Source organism: Acinetobacter bohemicus ANC 3994, assembly GCF_000367925.1.
GTDB lineage: Bacteria > Pseudomonadota > Gammaproteobacteria > Pseudomonadales > Moraxellaceae > Acinetobacter > Acinetobacter bohemicus.
This window is the reverse complement of sequence record NZ_KB849176.1, coordinates 463624-488275: the sequence shown is the minus strand read 5'-3', so window position 1 is coordinate 488275 and position 24652 is coordinate 463624. Positions and strand designations below refer to the sequence as shown.

Below are 24652 nucleotides of genomic sequence, written 5' to 3'. Positions count from 1 at the left end.
ATACAGGTTATACGGATTTTTAATGTAAACCAAAAATAAAAAAGCGCGGATATATATCCTCAATTCGTGTAACGATCACTCTCAAATGGAGCGTTGATTATCGTCACCACCAATACCAAATGCTTTTCTCCAAGCATTCGGACTTGTGCCATAGGTTTCTCGAAAATTCTTTCTAAACAATACTGTATTATTAAATCCTGAAAGTTCAGCTATTTTTTCAATAGACAACTGTGTTGTTTCTAACAGCTCACAGCTATATCTAATTCTTTCCTTGTTTAACCACTCTACTAAAGTCATTCCTGTGGCTTTTTTAAAATGACGTGTAAACGTTCTACGTGTCATATGAGTTTGTTCAGCGAGTGTTTCAATACCATGATGCTGAGCTAAATTTTTTCTTAAAAAATCCAGTAACACATTAATCTGTGCATCTTGACTCGAATTTGCGATTGGTTGTTCAATGAACTGAGCCTGCCCTCCTTCACGATGTGGAGGAATGACCATCACTCTCGATACTTTATTGGCAATTTGTGCGTTATACATTTCACGCACTAAATATAAGCAACAGTCTAATGCGGCTCCTGTCCCAGCAGAGGTAATCATTCTCTGATCTTCCACATAAAGTGCATCCCGATCGAGTTTAATATCTGGAAATCTTTCACTAAAATCTTGTTCAGCCATCCAATGCGTAGCCGCTTTTTTATTTTTTAATAAACCTGAATACGCCAATGCATAAGTGCCATAACATAAACCAACAATCTTTATTCCTTTTTGATAGGCGTGATTCAGTCCTTCTATAATAGATTCTTCAGGCTTGTGATTAAAATCATCCCATCCGGGAATGATGACAAGATCAAAGCTTTTTATTAATTCTATTCCGCCATCAGGAATAATAATCATTGATTGCTCTGTTTTTACAGGTTGGCCGTCTATTGAAAAAATTTTAAGTTCAAATAACAGTTTATCTTCAATTTTAATATTAAAAATAATGTGAGGAATAGAGAAATGAAAAGGATTTATGTTTGGATAAACGAATAATCCAATAACAGGTATAGCCATAAAAGTTCCCTATTTAAAAGATCATAAATATAGCATTTTGTCCCAATAGTTTCGATGATTGTCTTTAAGGACGATTTTTTTTATTCTGCCTTTCTTCATAATTCTAATATCAGTAAATCATTTGGTATTTGATATGAATAAATTTTTAAGTCGTTCGCTAATTGCGATATCTGTGGCAACAGCTTCATTCAATTTATATGCAAATGACAGCACTCAACGAGATACATCTAAAATAACGCATGTACAAGAAATTCGTAATGCGACAATCAAAGTGATGTATGCCGACACGACTTTTTTAATTGACCCAATGTTTGCTAAAAAGGGCTTTTATGAAGGTTTTCCAAATACTTATCGTAGTTACCTACGTAATCCACTGGTTGATTTACCCATTAAACCAGAAACAATCCTAGAGGGCGTTGATGCTGTAATTATTACGCATACTCATTTAGATCATTGGGATGATGCAGCACAAGCCACGATTCCTAAGAATATGCCTGTTTTTGTACAAAACAAACAAGATCAAACAACGATTCAATCTCAGGGTTTTAAAGATGTCCGCGTCTTAACTCAAACTACTTTTCAAGGTGTTAAGTTAACTAAAACTGCTGGTCAACACGGTACTGACGAAATGTATCGTAATGCTGAGCTAAAAGCTGGCTTAGGTGAGGCTATGGGTATAGTTTTTGAAGCAGCAGGACATGAAACTATTCATGTTGCTGGGGATACGATCTGGCGTCCTGAAGTTGATCAAGCTATTCAAAAATTCAATCCTGAAGTGATTGTTTTAAATACGGGTAATGCCTTATTAAGTGGCTTCAATGAGTCAATTATTATGGGTAAGGAAGACACTTATCGTGCAGTCCAAAAAGCACCTCATGCCAAAATTGTTGCTGTCCATATGGATGCTATTAATCATATGTCTTTAACACGTGCTCAACTTTCAGAGTATGTGAAAAATAAAGGTATTCAAGATAAGGTTTTAATTCCACTAGATGGTGAAACTCTTTCTTTTTAATCATATTTTAAAGAAGTCAGAACAAAACACATATTAGTTAAATACAGGAAAAGACATGTCAAAATCAGCTTTATTGGTCATCGACTTACAAAATGAATATCTACCTACGGGTAAATTGCCGTTGGTAAATATTGAACAGGCTACTGAGAATGCCGTAAAAGTGATTGCCAGAGCCCGTCAAAATGCGATGCCAGTTATTCATATTCAGCATATCTCAGCAAGTGATGAAATTCCTATCTTTGTTCTGGATTCAAATGGCATTGAGTTTCAAGAGACTGTGAAACCAAATGCAGATGAAACCGTCATCGTGAAAAATAATATCAATGCTTTTTTAAATACCAACTTAAAAGAAATCTTAGATACCCAAGGCATCACTGAACTCATTGTGATAGGTGCGATGAGCCATATGTGTATTGATGCTGCTGTGCGCGCAGCGGCTGATTTTGGTTATAAAGTTACGGTTATTCATGATGCCTGTGCAACACTAGAGCTAGAGTTTAATGGTGTTAAAGTCCCTGCTGCATATGCACACGCCACCCTGATGGCTGCTTTTGAATTTGCTTATGCTCAAGTGATTTCTACAAGTGAATATTTAAGTTAGGATTAATCAAGATATGGATCAGAAAATCTTGCCTTTGGCATTAAATCAGAGCGTATTTTCAGAATGTATTCAACATCTTGAAAAGATTTTATCTAAATACAAAACTTTGATTAATAAAGATTATCAAGGATATATCAATCATTGTATCCGTATGGCTGGATGTTGCCTGATGCTAAGTCAAAAGCAAGATCCTGAAAGTATCCATAAAATTGCAATTGCGGCGGCATTTCATGACATAGGCATTTGGACAGCAAATACTCTTGATTATTTACCACCATCGATTGAAGCACTGAATCAATATTTAGCAGCACATCAACTCATCCATTTTCAGGAAGAACTCAGCTTGATGATTACTGAACATCACAAGCTTAGCTCAACTCATTACCCGAAATACCCATTGGTGGAATGTTTTAGACAAGCTGACTATGCCGATTTTTCATTAGGAATAATACGTTTTGGTATACCGTTAAATGCATATAAGCAGCTAAAGAGCACCTATCCCACTGCAGGTTTTCATAAGACATTGTTTTATTTGGGTATGAAACGATTTTTTCGGCAACCTTGGAATCCACTCCCCATGTTTAAATGGTAAAAATTCAACGTAGCAAAATACTTGTGACTTAATACAATAAGCGCGTGCTGATTTAAATCAACATGCGCTTATTGTATTTATATTAAAAATTGATTACAAAACTATATTCTAAATTTGGTGTGTATAGTCCCTCATTACAGATATTAAGCAGAAATACAAATAGGTAGTTTTGTCAGGATACTAGAAAAGAGGGATATGAATTATTTTATTTACTATTATGTACTATCCCAGCCATCTTGAATCCTCCCTTATTTCGTTTATGAGTTGATCCTTTACGGTTATCGAACTCTTAAATATCAATAGAGGTAGCTAACTAAATCCTGAATCAACTTCTGCAACCCTCTCTATATACCCTGAATATAAGTTAAGCTGACGTAGTAAATTGCAGTACGATAACTTTGCTGTGCTCACTTGCCTTTTAAAAGGCAACTATAATAGTCTAGAAGATCAAATCATGTTACTATTGTTTTAGTAGTTACATTCAAGTTTATTAATTTCTTATGAGCAAAAATACCAGTCTTGAAGTCTGTCCAATCGCAAGAAGTCTTTCGATTCTTGGCGATGCTTGGAGCATGTTAATTTTACGTGATGCCCATGTTGGCTTTACACGTTTTGATCAATTTCGAAAAAGTTTGGGCATTGCTCCCACAATGCTCACTAAACGCTTATCTGTTTTAGTTGATGAAGGACTACTTGAAAAAAGACAATATTCTGAACATCCGCCACGTGAAGAATATGTACTCACTCAAGCAGGTCAAGATTTTTTACCAGTTCTGTTTGTGATTGGAGCTTGGGGACGTAAGCATAAACCGTTTGAAAATCCTGAAAAAATGCCTATATTTCTTGATGCAGAGCAAGGGACTGAAATTAAACCTATCGTGATTGATCAAGTGACGGGAGCCGAAATTGGCACTCGAGCTATTCACCAAAAAACTGAATAAAGCTAAAAAAGCACTCAATATGAGTGCTTTTTTATGCTGATAGGTTCAACGAGTGGCTCATGATTTAATTCGAGTACGCTGCGTCGCATACGTTCCCCAACCACTACGTACAACAGATTTAATAAATGCCCATAAGCCACTCTCTTTAGGTTTTGGTGTTTTACCTTGAGCAATACGGTTAAGTTGTTGGGTATACCACAGCACTTCCATAATCCCAAGATGATCAATCTTTTTAATTCCTGTTTTGATTGGCTGTACCGTTTGTTTACTATTGGTTCCTGCTAACAAATATTTGGGAGCATCTGGGTCTATTGCCATAAGTCTTGCAATCCCGACTATATCAAAAGCATTGGACTCTAAGGCTTGATTCATTCCGTCAACACTTCTAAAACCACCTGTCACCATTAAAGGTATTTTTACTTGTGCTCTAACCTTTTCTGCAAAATCTATAAAAAATGCTTCACGGGCAATGGTTGAAGATTTTTGTGGTGCCTTAGCTACACCAGACTCATACGTTCCACCCGAAATTTCAATCAGATCAATCCCTGCGGCTGCTAAAGCTTTAATGACTTCTAATGAATCTTCTTCAGTAAATCCACCTTTTTGAAAATCAGCTGAGTTGAGTTTTATGGCGATTGGAAAATCTGTACCGACCTGTTTTCTTATTTCTGCATAAACATCCATTAGAAACTTACGACGTTTTTCAGGTGTGCCACCCCACTCGTCAGTTCTTAAATTGTGTAATGGAGATAAGAATTGATTAATCAAATAGCCATGTGCAGCATGGATTTCAATACCACTAAATCCAGCCTTTTTACATATCAGTGCACTACGACCAAAGCGCTGAATAATTTCAATGATTTCTGCATGTATAGCTTCATCTGGAGTCGTAAATAAAGATTGCATTTCGACACCAAATGGCACTGCTGATGCAGAAATATTGCGGACATTTAATCCTTTCGGTGATTGCTTCCCCGGATGGTTGAGTTGTGCCCACAATTGAGAACCTTGCTGGGTAACAGTTTTCGCCCATTTCTGTAAAATAGCAAAATCACGTTCATCCTCAATCACAACATTCCCCGGTTCACCTAATGCACGTCGGTCAATCATAATGTTGCCCGTGATAATCATGCCGATCCCAGAAGCAGCCCAACGTTGATATAAACGAACATGTTTGTCCGTTGGGTTATTGGAATAAGTCGCCAAAGTTTCACTGGTTGCTGCCTTAGCCAACCGATTTGGAATCACCACACCATTCGGTAACGTTAAAGGCTGATTCAGGAGATTCGTTTTTAATTGCAAATGAGTCATGCGCTTCGCTCACACAGTGGAAGATGATTGAGAATGAGGTTGAATAAAGTCCACTAAACTTTGAAACCACATGACATCTACAAAGTTTCCAGTAATCACAAGATCCTCTGTTCTAAGAGCTGTTAAAAATGTATTCACACTATCTTTAGCTGATAGCACAGCAAAACCTGTACTGCCATTCTTAAAAGTGAATGTAAAACTTGGGGATTTAGTTTGTCCTGCGTGAGACTTTATCTTGCCATTTTTGACTTCAAAATAACGCCCTTCACCACCTGCCGTTTGGATTTGGAATGTGACATTTTTATCTTTCACATAGGCAGCACATTTTGGATTGGTTTTCACAGCCCGTTGTAACAGCTTAGTCAGCATCCACAGTAATAGTTTAAATTTCATCATTTTAGTTCTCAGTTCATCAATATATAAAAAACACTAAGGAAACTCTGATCAATTACTCATCTAGAAACTGTATGGCATGTTTAACGAAGCGTTCTGGATACTGAAACTGTGCACCATGTCCTGCATCTGGGTAAATGAATAGCTGTGCATTTGGAATATTCAGTGCCATGTGATAGGCATTGATGGTCGGAATCATCACATCATCCACACCGTTGAGAATAAAAGTAGGCTGTTTAATTTCACGTAAATGTGCAAATGGATCTTGTTCATCAAGCTTCGGTAAAAAGTGCATATTGGCTTCAACCTGAGCCTGCATCACATCGACTGAACTTGCTGGATCCTGATCTTTACGCTGATGGCGACGTTGCCAAAAATCACGACCTGCTTGAATTGCTTTTGGTGATCGACCAAAGAATAAAAATAGAAAGTCCTCTTCGGAAGGTACGGCACTGGTTGCATGCTTCAAGACCAAAGCTGGTACATCTGGATCATCGCCTCTAGGCTTTCCACCTCGTGGCCCTGTACCCAAAAGCATTAATTTTCTGACCAATTCAGGATGACGACGTACCAAATCCTGTGCCTGAAATCCTCCTAAAGAGAAGCCTAGTAAATCAACTTGTTTTAAATTCAATGCACGAATCATTGCGGCAGCATCATCAGCCATATCTTCAATACGAGTGCGTGGTTGCCCTGTAGATGAAGCGACACCGCGCCCATTGAACAAAATGACTTCACGCCCAGCTGCTAATCCATCAGTAATCAATGGATCCCAATTGTCTAAACCTCCACGGAAATGTTGCAGAAAAAATAGCGGTGGCTGCCCTGTATTTGAGTTACCCCATCGACGATAGGCAAAGTTGGCTCCATCGACTTCTATAAATTGGGTTTCAGCGGCTTGGTGTGTAATTGCGGTCATCTTGATTGTCCTCATTTTTAAATATTTGGTTGGGTCTAATTTTATTTAGCTAAAAACGTGAGGGATTGTTTTACAAAATCATCATGAAACTGAAAGATTCCCCCATGACCTGCGTCTGGATAGATAACAAGTGAACTATTCGGTAAGCGCTTTGCTAAATCATAAGTATTTACTGTTGGCACCATTCGGTCATGATCACCATTCGCCACCAATACTGGTTGTTGAATCACAGAAAGGTCAGCAGGTTTTTTACTTCCCCATTTTTTTAAGGCTTTAAGCTGGGCACGATAGGCAGAAATGGTGATTTCTTTATCGCGATTTTCAGTACGTTCATTTATGCGTTGCACAAATGCTTTTGCAGCAGCTTTGCCATTGTCTGTCCGAGTAAAAAATAAATAGACTTTAGGATCTTGACGAGTCGCCATACCACGGACTAAATCCCAATTGGAAACTCGCCCCACTGTACTAATTCCAGTTCCGCCTGCGGGGCCAGTTCCCGATAAAATCATTTTTCGAATCAATTTTGGTCGTTTAAGAACGATCTCTTGCGAAATCATGCCGCCCATTGAAAAACCAAATAAATCAACCTGTTTAAATCCTTTTGCTTGAATAAAAGTAATAGCATCATCAGCCATTTGTTCAATGGACTTTGCGGGTTCACCCGTAGAAGCGCCAACACCACGGTTATCAAAAACCACCACATGATGTTTTGCGGCAATTCCATCAATAATTCTTGGATCCCAGTTGTCTAACACAGCAGCCAAATGATTTAAGAAAATAACAGGCGTTCCACCATTTTGTTGACCATATTCTCGGTAAGCGAAGTTAATACCATCTGCTGAAATAAATTGAGTCCGTACATTCTTCCAATTTGTATCTTGCTGAGGGCTATGAACAGCTTGCTGATTGATAAGAATGTTAGATGACACTTTATTTGCCTTAGCCACAGAGTTACTAAAAGTAATAGATGCCACTGTTTCTGCTTGAGTTAATGGTGCACTAAAGATAGAAAACACCGTTAATCCCATCGCAATTGTATTTAATAGAAATTTCATTTGTTTTGTTCCTCACAATCTATTCATTCAACTGATTTAACTGTTTTTTATGAGCAATCTATTGAGATTAACGGCACATATTTACAGTCAATACTTATTTAATACTTACTATACTCGCCAAAAAACACACTGTCACTATCTTTTTAGTAGTAACTATTTTAATTTTAGATTATGATCAAAACATCAAGGTGAAATTGGTTATCCAATCACCCACATATTACAAGTGAGAAATTTTGTATGACGAGTAAAATAGTTCTTATTACAGGTGCATCTTCTGGTATTGGCTTAGCAACAGCAGAGCTTTTACATGAGGCAGGATTCATTGTTTATGGTACGAGTCGACGTGCAAATAGTGCATCGAAATATAAGTTTCATCTGATTGAACTAGATGTAAATCATGATGATTCAGTGAATCATGCAATAGAAAAAGTGATTCAGAATGAAGGTCGAATTGATGTTTTGATTAATAATGCAGGATTTGCCATTGCACCAGCTGGCGCTGAAGAAAGTTCGATGCAACAAGCTCAAGCTATTTTTGATACCAATTTTTTTGGTGCTGTCCGAATGACCCGTGCGGTACTTCCAGTGATGCGTGAACAGAAATCTGGACTTATTCTCAATATCAGCTCAATTTTAGGCCTTTTACCAACACCTTTTGGTGCACTTTATTCTGCTTCAAAACATGCACTTGAGGGTTATTCAGAGTCTTTAGATCACGAGTTAAGGTCTCAAGGCATTCGTGTTTCATTGATTGAACCTGCTTACACCAAAACCTCATTAGGAATAAACTTACTTGAAGCAGATGCAAAAGTCTCAGCATATGATCACATTCGCGAGAAGCTACATCAACACATGATAAAATCAATTAATAAGTCAGATGATCCGAGTGTTGTTGCGAAGACCATTTTAACGGTCATCAATAGTCAAAACATATTACCCCGCTATACCTCAGGCAAGGCAGCAAGACACTTAAAGAATTTACGAAAATTTGCCCCAGTAAAGATCTTTGACACCTTAATTCAACGCAGCTTGAAAGTTTAATGATGCTTATAAAACGTTAAAACAAAATTCAAAAAATAGAGGTCCTCATATGAAAGCAGCCTACATTAACCGTTACGGCAATATCAATGATGTACAACTGGGCGAACAATCCACGCCAGTTTTAACAGAAAATGATGTACTCATTCAAGTTCATGCAGCAAGTATTAATCCACTCGACTTAAGAGTTTTGGAAGGTGAATTTAAGGCAATTCTGCCCGTTCAATTTCCTTTTATTTTAGGCAATGATTTTGCAGGTACAGTGGTTCAAGTTGGAGCAAATGTTAATAACTTTAAAGCTGGGGATGAAGTGTATGCCAAGACCGACCTGAACGGTGCTTTTGCAGAATATACAGTGGTTCAGCAATCATCACTGGCGCTTAAACCTAAAAATATTTCGATGGAACTTGCAGCATCTCTGCCTCTTGTTTCGTTGACTGCATGGCAAGCTTTGGTCGAAATTGCGAAAGTTAAAGCAGGGCAAAAAGTATTGATTCATGCGGGATCAGGTGGTGTAGGCTCAGTTGCCATTCAGCTTGCAAAATACTTAGGTGCAACTGTTGCAACTACAACCAGTGGTAAAAATATTCACTGGGTCAGCGCCTTAGGCGCAGACATTATCATTGACTACAAAACGACTGATTTTGAGCAAGTGCTTAAAGACTATGACGTAGTGTTAGATACGCAAGGTGGAAAAATTTTAGAGAAGTCTCTGAATATTGTTAAACGTGGTGGTCGTATTATCAGTATTTCTGGTCCGCCTGACCGTGCTTTTGCTGAGGCAATCAAAGCCAACTGGTTATTGAAAGGTATTATTCCCCTTTTAAGTTGGTCAATTCGAAATAAAGCCAAAAAGAGAGGAATTACTTACTCATTTTTGTTTATGCAGCCCAATGGTCAACAGTTATCTGAAATTTCGAAATTAGTCGAATCTGGGAAAATCAATCCAGTCGTCGATAAGACTTATGAATTTAGTGAGATTAAAGATGCTTTCCAATATGTAAATACTGGACGAGCAAAAGGTAAAGTCGTCTTAAAAATTTCTGAATAAGATCGGAGATAAATATGAATGATCAATTGTTTGGTCAAACAGATTTAAATGTCTCACAAATTGCTTTAGGTACTGGTAACTTCGGCACAGGTTGGGGTTATGGTTCCTCACCTGAAGAAGCTAAATTAATACTGGATGCGTATCTGAATGCAGGTGGCAATTTCATAGATACAGCCGATGTTTATCAATTTGGGCAATCTGAGGAAATTTTGGGGGATTTATTACAAGGGATTCATCATGAGGTTATCTTAGTCACTAAATTTTCCAGTGGTGCTTCTCCTGATACAAACCAATTGTATAAAGGAAATAGTCGCAAAGCCATGCTTTATTCTATTGAGCAAAGTTTACGCAGATTAAAAACGGATTATATTGATCTTTACTAGGTACATCGAATTTGATTGAAATTCAATATCTAGAATAACTAAAAAAGAAAAATATACTGGAGTCTATTTCAATCTAATTTAGCTTTATAAGCTCTAATCCCATCCAAAATTTTATGTGGGAGTTAGATTGTTCGACAAAACCATAGATAAGAAAAAAGCCCTTGCAAATACAAGGGCTTAATTCAATATTTGGCGGAAGCGGTGAGATTCGAACTCACGGAGGACTCACACCCTCGTCGGTTTTCAAGACCGGTGCATTAAACCGCTCTGCCACGCTTCCATGTGCGCCATAATACGGATCTTTTTAAAAACTGACAAGTAAAAATTACAAGCAAAGCATTCAAATGAATATTGTTTCGCCAAATCAACTTAAAAAATCATAATTTGGCTGCTAATTCAGCACCTTCACGAATTGCACGCTTCGCATCAAGCTCTGCTGCCAGTTTTGCACCACCAATAATATGGTAATTTGCCAAAGTATTTTCACCTTCATTTGGCATAATGTCTTTTACTGACTCTTGCCCCGCACAAACCACAACAGTATCCACACGTAAAAGTTGGTCATAGCCATTGGTTTCAATCCATAAACCTTCATCGGTAATGGATTTATACTGCACACCACGCAACATTTTAACTGCATGTTTTTTCAGTTGTGCGCGATGTACCCAACCCGATGTTTTTCCTAAACCGGCACCTAAAGGCGTCGTTTTACGTTGCAATAAATAAATTTCACGCACAGGGTGATCCACTTGCGCAGGTTGCAAACCACCTTCAGAGATATAGCTCGGATTTGGATCAATGCCCCACTCACGTTGCCAGTCTGCCAACGGTTGTGGCTGAGGTTGATGCTCTGGTTTCAATAAAAATTCAGACACATCAAATCCAATACCGCCTGCACCAATCACTGCAACACGATTGCCAACGGCAGCACCCCGTAAAACTTCTGCATACGACAGCACTTGTGGCGCATGACTGCCTTCAATTTTCAAACTACGCGGCACAACACCTGTGGCAACAATGACCTCATCAAAACCTTCACGTTCTAATTGCTCACGGTTCACTTTGGTATTTAAACGTAGTTCTACTCCTGTTTTTTCAATTTGGACTTTAAAGTAGCGAATGGTTTCATGGAACTCTTCTTTACCCGGAACCACTTTGGCTAAATTAAACTGCCCACCAATCTCTTGTGCGGCTTCAAATAAAGTTACTTGATGCCCCCGACTCGCAGCCACTGTTGCAGCAGACATACCCGCTACACCACCACCGACAACTGCAATTTTTTTCGGTGTTTTCGTTTTCAAATAAACCAATTCAGTTTCATATGCTGCACGTGGATTGACTAAACAAGTTGCACGTTGATTTTTAAAAGTATGATCTAAACACGCTTGGTTACAGGCAATACAGGTATTAATTTCATCAACACGATTGGTTGCGGTTTTACTCACCCAAAATGCATCTGCCAACAACGGACGTGCCATCTGAACCATATCTGCTTTTCCAGCAGCCAAAATAGCTTCAGCTGTTTCAGGCATATTAATACGATTTGAAGCGATCACAGGAATAGCAACATGCTTTTTCACTTCAGCCGTATAATCAGCAAATGCTGCTCGCGGCACAGATGTGACAATGGTAGGAATACGTGCTTCGTGCCAGCCAATACCTGTATTTAGCAATGTTACCCCTGCTTTTTCCAAAGCCTGAGCAACGATAATCACTTCATCCATGGTGTTACCATCATGAACCAGATCAAGCATCGACAAACGGAAACAGATAATAAATTTTTCACCAACTTTTGCACGAATCGATCTAACAATCTCAACCGCAAAACGCATCCGATTCTGAATATCGCCACCCCAACGATCATCACGCTGATTCACATGGCGACTTAGAAACTGATTGAGTAAATAGCCTTCAGAACCCATGATTTCTACACCATCATAGCCTGCTTTTTTAGCAATACTGGCGGTATGTGCATAATCATCAATGGTATCTAAAATTTGCTTTTCACTCATTTGACGCGGTTTAAAAGGTGAAATGGGTGATTTAATTGGACTCGCTGAAACAACAAAAGGTTGATAACCATAACGTCCTGCATGCAAAATTTGCATAATAATTTTTGCACCATGCTTATGCACAGCATGCGTCACTAAACGATGTGGTGCGACATCGCCTAAGGTATTCATGGTCCCGCCCGCAGGAAGCAACCAACCTGAACGGTTCGGTGAAATCCCCCCAGTAATAATTAAACCAACACCACCTTTTGCACGTTCCCCAAAATATGCCGCCAATTTAGGATAGTTATAAAAACGGTCTTCCAAACCTGTGTGCATTGAACCCATCACGACACGGTTTTTAATGGTCGTAAAGCCTAAATGAAGTGGTTTTAATATATTTGCATAGCGAGTTGTCATCATGAATCCTTTAAGGTTGGCTTTGCAACTTGTTGCATACTACTTTACCGACTTTTCATATTTTGTTTATGGCTTTTTAAATAATTTGTCTGCAAAAAACTGTCAATTTGACATAAAAAAAGTGTAGCTATTGAGACTACACTTAAAGTATTACACCTGATCATTATTCACTTCAATTTATGAAGATTTCCAATTTTTTAATTTCGTTGTATGCCCAATACCGACATTAAAACTATTGGTTGGATCTAGTTTTTGATAATGTTTTTTCAGTGCAGGCTTCGCCACATATAAATGCCCCACATTATGTTCGGCAGGATATTCCGCACCACGACCATCCAACAAATGCCACATTTGATGTTCTATCGCTAAAGGATCAACCCCTTTCTTGACGATATAATCTTGATGAAAGACATGACACAGAAAATGACCATAATAAAGTTTATGAATCATCAAATCATCGATCTCTTTGGGTAAAGTTTCTAACCATTCACGGTCATTACGGCGTAAAGCAATATCCAACGCCACAATATCTTCCACCTCACTGCGATGGGTATCACGATAGCGGATGGCAGCACCAGCAACTGCAAAACGATGTAAAAAGGCTTTCCGCCCTTCTTCCTCTGTACACAAAAAATAATGACCTGAAGTATTTGAGGCAAAATATTGTTTTAAAAATTGTTCAACTTGCCCAACATCCTGATTTTCTATACGTAAAACCAAATGATGTTCATATAAATCACGGAATTCATTCATACGTTGCGGTAAATGGTTTGGCATAAACTTAGTGACCAATTGCAGAACTTTGTCCGAAAGCCCTTTCATACCAAATTTTTCTAAATAACCATCGACCTTATCTTTCATGGCAAAAGCTGCTGGTACTTTGGCTGTACCAAACTTCTCAATAAACATGAAAGTATCTTTACCGTATTCAGCGCCAATGTCATAAGCAACACGGTGGATATATTCGCCGGCTATTGGCAAACGTGCTAAATCTTTGAGTAAAAAACGACGAATTTCAGTTAAATCATCCTGTGAATTTGTACCGACATAGAACACTTGACTTGGGATTTTCTCAAAAGTATCCAGACGCACTGCAAATACACACACTTTCCCTGCTGAACCCGATGCTTCAAATAAACGCGATGGGTCTGCATTAAATCGTGCAGGGGTATTTTCATCCACTTGCGTTACATCATGGGCATAATGCTGATCTGAAGCGCAACAATTAGCATCATTTTGGATATCATCCATTTGATATTGCTGCGTTTGCAATTTAGATAAAATTTCTTCAGGCGTTGTACCTAAGTCCACCCCCAAATGATTCACCAGTTCCAACGCGCCTACTTCATTTACGCGGGCATAAAGTGCCAGCTCAGTATAAGCAGGCCCACGACGTACCAATGCTCCACCTGAGTTATTACACACCCCGCCTAAAACCGATGCACCAATACACGATGAACCAATCACAGAATGGGGTTCACGGTTAAATGGTGCCAATTCTTTTTCTAGGCGATCCAGTGTTGCACCCGGTAAACAAATCACTTGCTGACCATCATTAATCACTTGAATCCCTGCTAAACGGCGGGTACTGATTAAAACAACTGGACGATCATAATCATCACCAAAAGGTGTAGAACCACCCGTCAATCCTGTATTGGCGGCTTGCATAATCACGATACAATCTGCATCCACTGCGGCTTGCAAAACATGCCATTGCTCAATTAAAGAACCCGGGGTAACAACAGCCAAAACTTGACCAGAACCATAACGTCGACCCTGACGATATAAACGTGTGGCATTATCATCGGTTAAAACGTGTGCTTTACCCACGATGTTAATGAGTTTATGAATGGTTTGCTGTAAATCTGATTGAGTTTGCATATGAAATTTCCCTATTCCAAATGTTAATCAGGAATAATGCTTATTGATCTAATTTTTTATTTAAGTTTTTGAATTAAAAATAAAAACCTAAATTTTAATCCTGTATTGGAAGAATCCCCCTAAATCCCCCTTAAAAAAGGGGGACTTTTTCATTACTTTAATCTTGAAAGATGTAGCTCCTCCCTTTCTAAAAGGGAGGCTGGGAGGGATTAAAGTAAAATGAATTGGGAGATGAATTAAAAAATTTAAATATTTTCAACTCATAAACTTATGACTGAACCACCACACTCGTTAAAGCTCTTCACTCAGCCAACTCTCGATCCAATTTCACCAAACAATCAGAGGTAATATCTGCAATGGTTTTTGCACCTGTTAATGTCATTGCAACACGCATCTCTTTATCAATTAAATCTAATAAATTAGATACACCTGCTCCACCCGCCGCACCCAATGCATAAACAAATGCACGACCAAGCATGCAAGTATCTGCACCCATCGCCAACATACGTACCACATCCAAACCATTACGAATACCTGAATCGGCTAGAATTTTAATCTCACCTTTCACCGCATCTGCAATTGGAGGGAGTGCACGGGCACTGGATAAAACACCATCCAGCTGACGACCACCGTGGTTTGAAACCACGATTCCATCGGCACCAAAACGAACAGCATCTTTAGCATCTTCAGGATCTAAAATGCCCTTGATGACCATTGGACCATCCCAAAATTCACGAATCCACTCTAAGTCTTTCCATGAAATAGACGGGTCAAAATTATTACCTAACCAACCAATATAGTCTTCAAGCCCTGTAGGTTTACCTAGGTATTTTGAAATATTCCCCAAGTCATGTGGACGACCATGCAGACCCACATCCCAAGCCCATTGTGGATGAAGTACCGATTGTAAATAACGGCGCATGGCTGCATTTGGACCACTCATACCCGAATGTGCATCACGATAACGCGCCCCTGGTACTGGCATATCCACAGTAAAAACCAAGGTAGAACAGCCCGCAGCTTTAGCACGCTCTAAAGCATTTTTCATAAAGCCACGGTCGCGTAGCACATACAACTGAAACCACATTGGACGTTGAATCGCGGGTGCAACTTCTTCAATCGGACACACTGAAACTGTCGATAAAGTAAAAGGAATGCCTTTTTTATCTGCCGCGACTGCTGCCTGTACCTCGCCACGGCGAGCATACATCCCTGTTAATCCTACAGGTGACAAAGCAACAGGCATCGATAAGGTTTCATTAAATAGTTTAGTTTCAAGACTTAAGGAAGACATATCGTTCAAAACACGCTGTCTTAAGGCAATTTTGGATAAATCTTCTACATTGCGCTTTAGCGTATGTTCCGCATATGCACCACCATCGATGTAATGAAATAAAAACGGCGGCAAGCGACGTTTTGCAGCTTCACGGTAATCATTAGTAGAAGAAATAATCATAGCTATATCCTGTTTAATCGACTTGCACGCTGACGACGAGCTTCTTCTTCATCAATCGAGCGTACTTGTTGAACTACAAACTCAATATGTCCACATACTGCTTGTCGAGCAGCTTCTGGATCTTTACGTTCAATTGCAGCCATCACCCGAAAATGTTGGTCATGCAATTGATCAAAACGGTGTGATTCTGAATAGACTTTTCGACGGCCTAAAGCCACGTTAAATTGCAACAGATCAAATAAGCCACGCATCATCTGAATGAGCACTAAATTATGTGATGCTTCGGCAATCGCCAAATGAAATTTAGCATCGGCTTGTGCGGCCCGATCATCATCACCAAGTGACTGAAAATGGCTAATTTGATCGTAACATTGACGAATATTTTGTAGGTCTTCTGGCGTGGCACGCTCTGCGGCATACCAAGCAGTGCCCCCTTCTAAAATGGTTCGTGCTTCCTGCACATCAAAACGGTATGCAGGATCTTGATCAATCAAATTAATTAAAGGCTGTACAATTTGATGTTGCGACCAATTAGTCGGCAACTGTTGCAAAAAAGTACCCGCTCCAACTTTACTTAACAACATGCCCATACTGCTCAGTTGCTGAATCGCTTCACGTAAAGAAGAACGGGAAACTCCTAACTGCTCACATAATTTTCGTTCAGCAGGCAAACGATCTCCAACTTGCATATTATTTTGTTCAATTAATATACGAAGGCTTTGTACCACTTTGTCGGAGACTTTCATTTGCTGTCCTTAATTGCGTGTTATGGAATCATCCATGGGAACACATAAGCTTGTAAGGTAATAAGAATACCCATCATTATGGTGAAAACGATACTGTGTTTCACCGTAAAACGGAACAGGTCTGACTCTTTACCTACCAATCCTACCGCTGCACATGCAATCGCAATCGATTGTGGAGAAATCATTTTTCCTGTCACCCCACCACTGGTATTGGCTGCAACCAATAACACTTCAGGCACACCAATTTGACGTGCTGTCGTTGCTTGTAATGCGCCAAACAATGCATTCGCTGACGTATCTGAACCGGTTAAGAACACCCCAACCCAGCCCAAGAAAGGTGAGAAGAAAGTAAATGCTTTTCCTGTATGTGCCAGTGCCAATGCCAATGTTGCTGACATACCCGAATAATTGGCAATAAAAGCAAATGCCAATACCATACCAATCGAATAAATCGGTGTTTTCAATTCATTAAGTGTTTCACCAAAAGTCACTACAGCTTCTTTTGGCTTCATTTTCAAGAAAAGAATGGTAATAACCGCGGCAATAAAAATGGCTGTACCTGTTGCAGAGAACCAGTCAAATTTAAAAATAGCATCATAGTTTTTGATTTCAGGTACAACTGGTGGCATTTTTTGCACCAATTGATGTAAATATGGCACTTTGATTGAAATCACTAAATCATGTAATGCACCATCTTTAGTGAACAAATCTTTAAAAGGTTTGACACTCCAAATCGTCACCATTACGGTTAAGATCATAAATGGAGACCAAGCTTTAGCAATTTGCCCAATGCTATATTTCTGTTGCTTCTGAGCCTCTAGATTTTCATCAATACTTGCATCCTGATCAGCAAAACGGAAAATATGTTTTGGTTTCCAGTATTTAAGTAAAATCGTCAAGGTCACTAAAGATGCAATTGCAGCAGTAATATCAGGTAATTCTGGACCCACAAAGTTAGAAGTTAAATATTGTGCAATCGCGAATGATCCACCCGCCACAATAACTGCCGGCCATGTTTCTTTAATCCCGCGCCAGCCATCCATAATCCCCATGATCCAGAACAGAACGATAGGCACCATAAACGGTAATTGACGACCCACCATCTGACTGATTTCCATGGTATCCACCCCAGAAACCTGCCCTGCAACAATAATTGGAATACCCATGGCACCAAATGCAACAGGTGCGGTATTCACAATTAAACAAAGCCCTGCTGCATATAAAGGTTTAAAACCTAAACCAACCAATAACGCAGCGGTAATTGCCACTGGTGCACCAAAACCTGCCGCACCTTCAAGGAAAGTACCAAATGCAAATCCCACCAACAGCATTTGTAAGCGCTGGTCTTCCGTAATAGATAAAATTGAAGAACGGATAATATTGAATTGACCCGTTTTTACTGAAATTTTATATAAAAAGACTGCGCCAATAATGATCCAAGCAATCGGCCATAAACCGTAGAAAAAGCCATAAATCATCGATGCAAATGCGATTGTTACAGGCACCTGATAAGCAAAAAGTGAAACCAGTAATGCTAAAACAACGGTAATTGTTCCCGCCACACTACCTTTTAAGCGAAAAACAGCCAGTGCGAGGAAGAAAAAAATAATAGGAATAAGTGCAATTAAACTGGAGATCCAAATATTGCCAAGAGGATCATAAATCTGTTGCCAAGATTGAAGCATTGTCATCTCCTTGAAATGCTTACTGGTACATGAATAATGGAATAGTGGTCTGAACACTCATAAGATTAATCTCAAATTGGTAAGACCAATAAAGAATAAAATAAAAAAATATTCCGTATTTACTCAAATATAGTAAATTTTGTTTAATTAAAGATCAATATCGGTCTAACATATTTTATATTGGTCTGACCAATATTGAGTAAATTTGAGTCATAAAATCTGCTTATCCAACAAGCTCAAAAAATAATAAAGATACTCATTAGCTTTGTTTTTATTTAATTTTTTAGCCTAAAAATACGAAAAACCCGCCACACCTACAACTTTAGTCTAATACCCTGTTTTTTGTTGTTTAGACTGTACTTTAAAGCATCAAAATTAAGTGCAATAGATCCATATTCAGCGATTGTTATGCAGCGAAATCAACTGATTTTTTAAAATTCAGCCCTAAAAACACTCATGGTGAAAATCACTTTTTCGACATAAATCATTTCCAATAAAATGATATTGACAACAGAAATTGTCCGTTTCAAGCCCTTTATTTTAATTAATCTCTGCCTCGAAAGCGTGACTACTCAGCCAAAAATAAACTCACCCTCTGACACAGTGCCCAATATCATGAATAATAATTTCCGAATATTTATTTCAGTTCACCTGCTGTCTTTTTAATTTAATTAAATCAATCATCATTTTTTAAAATCGTGATCAGCTTAAAAATTGCAGATATTTTTTTGATTGGTTATTTTTACGAAAAAAAATTTCCCTAAGAGTGCTATAATTAACCCAACTATAGATTCTCCTCGGCTACCAATTATCGTGGTGCCTATTTTATATCGTTAGGACTAACAATGACTGATAATGCAACGATCTTGCAGAATGTACCAGTAGGTAAAAAAGTTGGGATTGCCTTCTCTGGTGGCCTTGATACTTCAGCTGCTCTATTGTGGATGAAACAAAAAGGTGCTGAACCTTATGCGTATACCGCAAATTTAGGTCAGCCAGATGAAGATGACTATGATGCGATTCCAAAGAAAGCTGAAGCTTATGGCGCAGTAAAAGCACGTTTAGTTGACTGCCGTTTACAGCTTGCGCTTGAAGGTATTGCTGCAATTCAGTGTGGCGCATTCCATATCAGTACCGGTGGTGTTCCTTACTTCAATACAACACCTCTTGGTCGTGCAGTGACAGGTACTATGCTTGTTACCGCAATGAAAGAAGATGATGTCAACATTTGGGGTGATGGTTCAACTTATAAAGGTAACGACATTGAACGTTTTTACCGTTATGGTTTGTTGACTAACCCTGCGCTTAAAATCTATAAACCATGGTTAGACCAGACGTTTATTGATGAGTTAGGCGGCCGTGCCGAAATGTCACAATTCTTAATTGACAATGGTTTTGATTACAAAATGTCGAAAGAGAAAGCTTACTCAACTGACTCAAATATGTTGGGTGCAACTCACGAAGCAAAAGATCTTGAATACCTCAATGCTGGGATCAAAATCGTTGACCCAATTATGGGCGTTGCTTTTTGGAAAGATGACGTAGAGGTTAAAGCTGAAGAAGTCACAGTGACTTTCGAAGAAGGTATGCCTGTTGCTTTAAATGGCCAACGTATCGAAGATCCAGTTGAGTTGATTCTTGAAGCGAACCGTATCGGTGGTCGTCATGGTCTAGGTATGTCTGACCAAATTGAAAACCGTATTATTGAAGCGAAATCTCGTGGTATTTACGAAGCACCGGGTATGGCTCTACTTCATATCGCTTATGAACGTCTAGTGACAGGTATTCATAACGAAGATACCATTGAACAATACCGCATCAACGGTTTACGTTTAGGTCGTTTATTGTACCAAGGTCGTTGGTTCGACTCTCAAGCGCTTATGCTGCGTGAAACTGCACAGCGTTGGGTTGCTAAAGCCATTACTGGTACTGTGACTTTAGAACTGCGTCGTGGTAATGACTACACCATTATGAACACTGAATCTGAAAACCTCACTTATGAAGCTGAGCGTTTAACCATGGAGAAAGGCGATTCAATGTTCTCTCCTATGGATCGTATTGGTCAACTCACCATGCGTAATTTAGATATCACAGATACACGTGCTAAATTAAGTATTTATACCAACACTGGCTTACTTGCAGTAGGTACGGGTTCAGCAGTTCCACAATTAAAAGACAAAAACAAATAAGTTTGTTTAAAGTCAAAAAAACCGCCTTATGAGGCTAATGCCAGTCAGTTAAAAAATTGACTGGCATTTTATTTTTTAAATTTATAATGTTATTCGATACGCGGAAACGTCATCCGCAACTGTTCGAGGCAAAACTATTTAAAAAAGTACGGTTTCTGCGATTTATTAATCAATAAAAGGGATTTGGCGAGTTTTGCGGTGAGGCGCACTGCGCCGCAAGATGCCTTTCTTGCGAAGCTCTGCTTCTCATTTGGGCTTATCCAAAGTAATAGATGAGCTCCAAATATTTGATTTAAAAAACATAAGACTCTGTCATGAATAACTAAAAACTAAGGACTTTATTTCTAAAACCCTTAACTGAATAGCATTACCTCATTAGGAAGTTTTTTATATCTCACTCTAAAGGCTAATTTAAAATTTTAAGCGACTTGTGTTGTACGAATAGATTGATAATAAATTTGATTTCGCCCAAGTTCCTTCGCTCGATATAGAGCCTGATCTGCAATGCTGAGTAGTTCTTCTTTGCCTAACTCTATTTCACCCCGATACACCGTAACCCCTAAACTAATCGTAATATGATTTGAAACTAAAGATTTGATATGCGGAATTTCCAAACGATCAATGGCTTTATATATATTTGATGCTACAGCATAAGCCCCATGCGCGTCGGTTTCAGGCAATAACACCACAAATTCCTCGCCACCATATCGCGCAACAAAATCCATATGTCGTATGGCATTTTTAACTGATTTGGCAATCGAAGAAATAACATCATCCCCTTTTTGATGACCATAAAAATCATTATATTTTTTAAAAAAATCGACATCAATAAACAAAACAGACAAAGGCGTTTGATCACGACGGGATTGTTCGTAAAATACATCCATCATTTCATCAAAAGTTCGACGATTTGAAATCTTAGTCAGCTCATCATGCTGACTTAAGTGAAGTAATTCTGAATTATAAATACGGTGAATTTTTTCACTGACTTTGGCACGCATTGAATATAAATAAATCATCCGCTCACGTGCAAAAATCATATGGCTAATCACATAGCCGAGCATACAGCTCCCAAATAGAATACGTGCCAAGACCATCGCATCAAAATCAACATTTAGTCCCACAAAGACAAAAACGGTGACTGTTGCTGCGGATAAACCTGTTACCAGCATATAAAAGGGTTTTACCCCAGTCAGAATATAAGCCAATATATAAATAATACAGACGATCGCCATAGCTTGATGCTGTAACGCAACAGTTTCAACTGTAACAGTTAACCATGTGGTTGAAACAATTGCCCAAAACATAATAACCATGGAAGCAAGAGAGAAATATGGACGTGCTTTAGGAAAAGAAGCAAAAAAGAATAACGCCAACAAACAGAGCGCACCATTTAGTAACCCAAACATAGATTGCACAAAATCATGCACAAAATATTGCTGATCAATAATCCAATAATCACTGGGCACCATGACAACGGTGAAAATAAAATAGGCTAAAACACCACCCCAAACATATTTTTCCACATGTTTTCGAGCACGTTCTAAGTTTTTTGACCAAAACTCTTGTTCCATTTTTTTGGGAAAAACTTGACCTACACGACGACTTTGCCGCGTAATCAGTTCTTCTATTTTTTCTTTATCGTACTGTAATTTCGCCAGATTATACTTATATTCCATTGCTAGGCATTATGTAATTTTTTTAGTTACTTAAAATAACATAATTTTATTGTTTATAATTATATATATCTCACCATTTGTCTTTAATTCCCGTTACCATTTTCACACTTTATGGATTATCATTTGTTTTATTTCTTTGATTGAAATGACCTTGAATACGATCACTCTTCTCCAGCCAGATGATTGGCACGCTCACCTTCGCGATGGTCTCTCATTACAACGCACGGTTCCTGATTTAGCTCGGCAGTTTGCTCGCGCAATCTGTATGCCAAATACTGTTCCTCCTGTAAAAACAGTTGAAGAAGCGATTGCGTATCGTGAACGCATTATGGCGCATGTACCAGAAGGCATCGCCTTTGACCCGCGTATGGTGCTTTACTTTACTGACCACACTGCGCCAAGTGAAGTCAAAAAAATTAAAGAATCTGAGCATGTGAATGCCATCAAGCTATATCCTGCGGGTGCAACCACAAACTCAGACAACGGTGTCAGCGACATTCGTAAAGTTTATGCTGTGATTGAACAACTTGAAGAACATCAAGTACCTTTACTGCTACATGGCGAAGTCACTCACAATCATGTTGATATTTTTGATCGTGAAAAACGCTTTATAGATGAAGTCTTAGCGCCATTACTCAAACAATTTCCGAAGCTAAAATTGGTTCTTGAACATATCACCACCAGTGAAGCTGCACATTTTGTACTTGAGCAAGACCGCAATGTAGCTGCTACAATTACGCCACAACATTTATTGTTTAATCGCAATGATATGTTGGTTGGTGGTATAAAACCGCATTTCTATTGTTTGCCTATTTTAAAACGTCAAACCCATCAGCAAACGTTACTTGAAGTTGCAACCAGCTCGAATCCTAAGTTTTTCTTAGGCACAGACAGTGCGCCTCATTCAAAAAATGCCAAAGAAAATGCATGTGGTTGTGCAGGTTGTTATAGTGCACCGACCGCAATTGAATTATATGCTCAAGCTTTTGACCAAGTTGGTAAAATTGATCGCCTAGAAGGTTTTGCCAGCCACTTTGGTGCTGACTTCTATGGTCTTCCACGTAATACCAGCACCATTACCTTGGTCAAAGAAGATCAAATTATTCCGACAAGTTTAGACTACTTGGATGGTGAACAAATTATCCCTCTGTATGCGGGTAAAACCATTCAATGGAGAAAAGTGTGACAGATGAAACCCAACCAATAATTGGTCAGCGTTTCCGTGGATTTTTACCTGTTGTTGTGGATGTCGAAACAGCAGGTTTTAACTCACAGACCGATGCCTTATTGGAAATTGCAGCAATCCCGATCATTTATAATGAAGCCGGTCAGTTTGTGCCAGGTGAAGCTTACCATGCACATATTAACCCTTTTCAAGGGGCCAACTTAGACCGTCGCTCCTTAGATTTTATTGGTATTGATCCGTCTAATCCAATGCGTATAGCCATGGCTGAAGATGAAAAGTCCGCATTAAAGCGCATTTTTAAAGCTGTAAATGAAGTACGTCGTCAGCAAAACTGTACCCATGCGGTATTGGTTGGACACAATGCCCATTTTGATTTAGGTTTTGTGCAAGCGGCTATTGCGCGTACTGGCACTAAAAATCAAAATCCATTCCACAGTTTTTCTGTATTCGATACAGTGACTTTAAGTGCTGTGATGTTTGGTCAAACGGTACTGGCAAAATCGTGTATTCAAGCTGGAATTGAGTTCGATGGTAAAGAAGCACACTCTGCTTTATACGATACTCAAAAGACTGCGGAACTGTTCTGTTATATTTTGAACAAACTCGCACCTTACCTACTTGACACTTTGGTGGCGGATCAATAAGATACCGCCATCTTCTAAACGTCCCTATCGTCTAGAGGCCTAGGACATCGCCCTTTCACGGCGGTAACCGGGGTTCGAATCCCCGTAGGGACGCCATCTATTCTTTCTGCTTTATTCAATTTCTAAAAATTGCTCTATATTTCTAGACCTAATTTTATTTTAAACTCCCTCATTGTTATTTATTACTTTCATTAAACATAATTCTTATGTCTGTTTTTTAATTCATGACACCTAATAATAATTTTTTGTTTGCCTTACCGTTACCCTAAAATTTGCTTACCCCCACTTAATTTTGTAGTTCCCTACATTTTAAGTTCAACTGCATATATCACCATAAAATGAGCCATTAATTAATCCATCGATAAAAGGCTATTTAAAACTGCGTTTTTTTATTTTGAATTTGTTATTTTTTATGCAATC

21 protein-coding genes and 2 tRNA genes are annotated in these 24652 nt (G+C 38.8%); 11 read left to right on the top strand and 12 right to left on the bottom strand.

Going from position 1 to position 24652, the window contains the following annotated elements:
- Positions 1-81: 81 nt before the first annotated feature.
- On the bottom strand, positions 82-1056 hold the full coding sequence (locus F994_RS15045; protein WP_004651438.1) for a GlxA family transcriptional regulator: 975 nt from the start codon (positions 1054-1056) through the stop codon (positions 82-84).
- 133 nt (positions 1057-1189) lie between these two features.
- Here F994_RS15045 and F994_RS15040 point away from each other — a divergent pair, with 133 nt between their 5' ends.
- From F994_RS15040 to F994_RS15025, 4 genes are all read left to right on the top strand, one after another.
- On the top strand, positions 1190-2071 hold the full coding sequence (locus tag F994_RS15040; RefSeq protein ID WP_004651437.1) for an MBL fold metallo-hydrolase: 882 nt from the start codon (positions 1190-1192) through the stop codon (positions 2069-2071).
- Between the two features lie 55 nt (positions 2072-2126).
- On the top strand, positions 2127-2672 hold the full coding sequence (locus F994_RS15035; protein WP_004651436.1) for a cysteine hydrolase family protein: 546 nt from the start codon (positions 2127-2129) through the stop codon (positions 2670-2672).
- A 13-nt stretch (positions 2673-2685) separates the two neighbouring features.
- Entirely contained in the window at positions 2686-3264 is a 579-nt protein-coding gene (locus F994_RS15030; protein WP_004651435.1) for an HD domain-containing protein, read from the top strand.
- 500 nt (positions 3265-3764) lie between these two features.
- Positions 3765-4205, top strand: coding sequence for a winged helix-turn-helix transcriptional regulator (locus F994_RS15025; protein ID WP_004651434.1), 441 nt, complete (start codon positions 3765-3767; stop codon positions 4203-4205).
- Between the two features lie 57 nt (positions 4206-4262).
- On the opposite strand, the gene F994_RS15020 is transcribed toward F994_RS15025, so the two are convergent.
- The 4 genes from F994_RS15020 to F994_RS15005 are packed head-to-tail and all read right to left on the bottom strand — an operon-like array spanning position 4263 to position 7883.
- A complete protein-coding gene (locus F994_RS15020) occupies positions 4263-5516 on the bottom strand; it encodes an NADH:flavin oxidoreductase/NADH oxidase family protein (RefSeq protein ID WP_004651433.1) in 1254 nt (417 codons plus the stop codon).
- A 9-nt stretch (positions 5517-5525) separates the two neighbouring features.
- Positions 5526-5912: a hypothetical protein gene (locus F994_RS15015; RefSeq protein ID WP_004651432.1), complete on the bottom strand. Its 387-nt coding sequence runs from the start codon at positions 5910-5912 to the stop codon at positions 5526-5528.
- Between the two features lie 52 nt (positions 5913-5964).
- The gene (locus F994_RS15010) at positions 5965-6828 is read right to left on the bottom strand and encodes an alpha/beta fold hydrolase (RefSeq protein WP_004651431.1); all 864 of its coding nucleotides are present in this window, start codon (positions 6826-6828) and stop codon (positions 5965-5967) included.
- Positions 6829-6869: 41 nt separating this feature from the next.
- The gene (locus F994_RS15005; protein ID WP_004651429.1) at positions 6870-7883 is read right to left on the bottom strand and encodes an alpha/beta fold hydrolase; all 1014 of its coding nucleotides are present in this window, start codon (positions 7881-7883) and stop codon (positions 6870-6872) included.
- Positions 7884-8120: 237 nt separating this feature from the next.
- Between F994_RS15005 and F994_RS15000 the strand changes: the two genes are divergently transcribed.
- From F994_RS15000 to F994_RS14990, 3 genes are read left to right on the top strand one after another with little or no spacing between them, the layout of a single operon-like run.
- Entirely contained in the window at positions 8121-8924 is an 804-nt protein-coding gene (locus F994_RS15000) for an oxidoreductase (protein WP_004651428.1), read from the top strand.
- Positions 8925-8973: 49 nt separating this feature from the next.
- Positions 8974-9972 (top strand): NADP-dependent oxidoreductase, encoded by a 999-nt coding sequence (locus F994_RS14995; protein WP_004651427.1) that lies wholly within the window; start codon positions 8974-8976, stop codon positions 9970-9972.
- 14 nt (positions 9973-9986) lie between these two features.
- Complete coding sequence (locus F994_RS14990; RefSeq protein WP_004651426.1) at positions 9987-10355, top strand: aldo/keto reductase; 369 nt, start codon at positions 9987-9989, stop codon at positions 10353-10355.
- A 190-nt stretch (positions 10356-10545) separates the two neighbouring features.
- Here F994_RS14990 and F994_RS14985 read toward each other — a convergent pair.
- The 6 genes from F994_RS14985 to lldP all read right to left on the bottom strand — a co-directional run bounded on the left by F994_RS14985 (position 10546) and on the right by lldP (position 18540).
- Positions 10546-10635 (bottom strand) — tRNA-Ser (locus F994_RS14985).
- Positions 10636-10732: 97 nt separating this feature from the next.
- Complete coding sequence (locus F994_RS14980; protein WP_171065352.1) at positions 10733-12769, bottom strand: NADPH-dependent 2,4-dienoyl-CoA reductase; 2037 nt, start codon at positions 12767-12769, stop codon at positions 10733-10735.
- A 174-nt stretch (positions 12770-12943) separates the two neighbouring features.
- A complete protein-coding gene (gene dld, locus F994_RS14975; RefSeq protein ID WP_004651424.1) occupies positions 12944-14647 on the bottom strand; it encodes a D-lactate dehydrogenase in 1704 nt (567 codons plus the stop codon).
- A 301-nt stretch (positions 14648-14948) separates the two neighbouring features.
- Entirely contained in the window at positions 14949-16103 is a 1155-nt protein-coding gene (gene lldD / locus F994_RS14970; RefSeq protein ID WP_004651422.1) for an FMN-dependent L-lactate dehydrogenase LldD, read from the bottom strand.
- A 2-nt stretch (positions 16104-16105) separates the two neighbouring features.
- Positions 16106-16849, bottom strand: coding sequence for a transcriptional regulator LldR (lldR, locus tag F994_RS14965; RefSeq protein ID WP_004651421.1), 744 nt, complete (start codon positions 16847-16849; stop codon positions 16106-16108).
- Positions 16850-16869: 20 nt separating this feature from the next.
- A complete protein-coding gene (gene lldP, locus F994_RS14960) occupies positions 16870-18540 on the bottom strand; it encodes an L-lactate permease (protein WP_171065351.1) in 1671 nt (556 codons plus the stop codon).
- 839 nt (positions 18541-19379) lie between these two features.
- Here lldP and argG point away from each other — a divergent pair.
- Positions 19380-20723: an argininosuccinate synthase gene (gene argG / locus F994_RS14955; RefSeq protein WP_004651419.1), complete on the top strand. Its 1344-nt coding sequence runs from the start codon at positions 19380-19382 to the stop codon at positions 20721-20723.
- Positions 20724-21142: 419 nt separating this feature from the next.
- Here argG and F994_RS14950 read toward each other — a convergent pair whose 3' ends face one another.
- Positions 21143-22402, bottom strand: a complete 1260-nt coding sequence (locus tag F994_RS14950) for a GGDEF domain-containing protein (RefSeq protein ID WP_004651417.1) — start codon at positions 22400-22402, stop codon at positions 21143-21145.
- A 151-nt stretch (positions 22403-22553) separates the two neighbouring features.
- On the opposite strand from F994_RS14950, the gene pyrC reads away from it, so the two are divergent.
- The 3 genes from pyrC (at position 22554) to F994_RS14935 (ending at position 24328) form a co-directional block, all read left to right on the top strand.
- A complete protein-coding gene (gene pyrC, locus F994_RS14945; RefSeq protein ID WP_034697392.1) occupies positions 22554-23588 on the top strand; it encodes a dihydroorotase in 1035 nt (344 codons plus the stop codon).
- On the top strand, positions 23573-24232 hold the full coding sequence (rnt, locus tag F994_RS14940; protein ID WP_034697270.1) for a ribonuclease T: 660 nt from the start codon (positions 23573-23575) through the stop codon (positions 24230-24232). The genes pyrC and rnt overlap by 16 nt, the downstream gene beginning before the upstream one ends.
- 20 nt (positions 24233-24252) lie before the next feature.
- A tRNA-Glu gene (locus tag F994_RS14935) sits at positions 24253-24328 on the top strand.
- Positions 24329-24652: the final 324 nt, after the last annotated feature.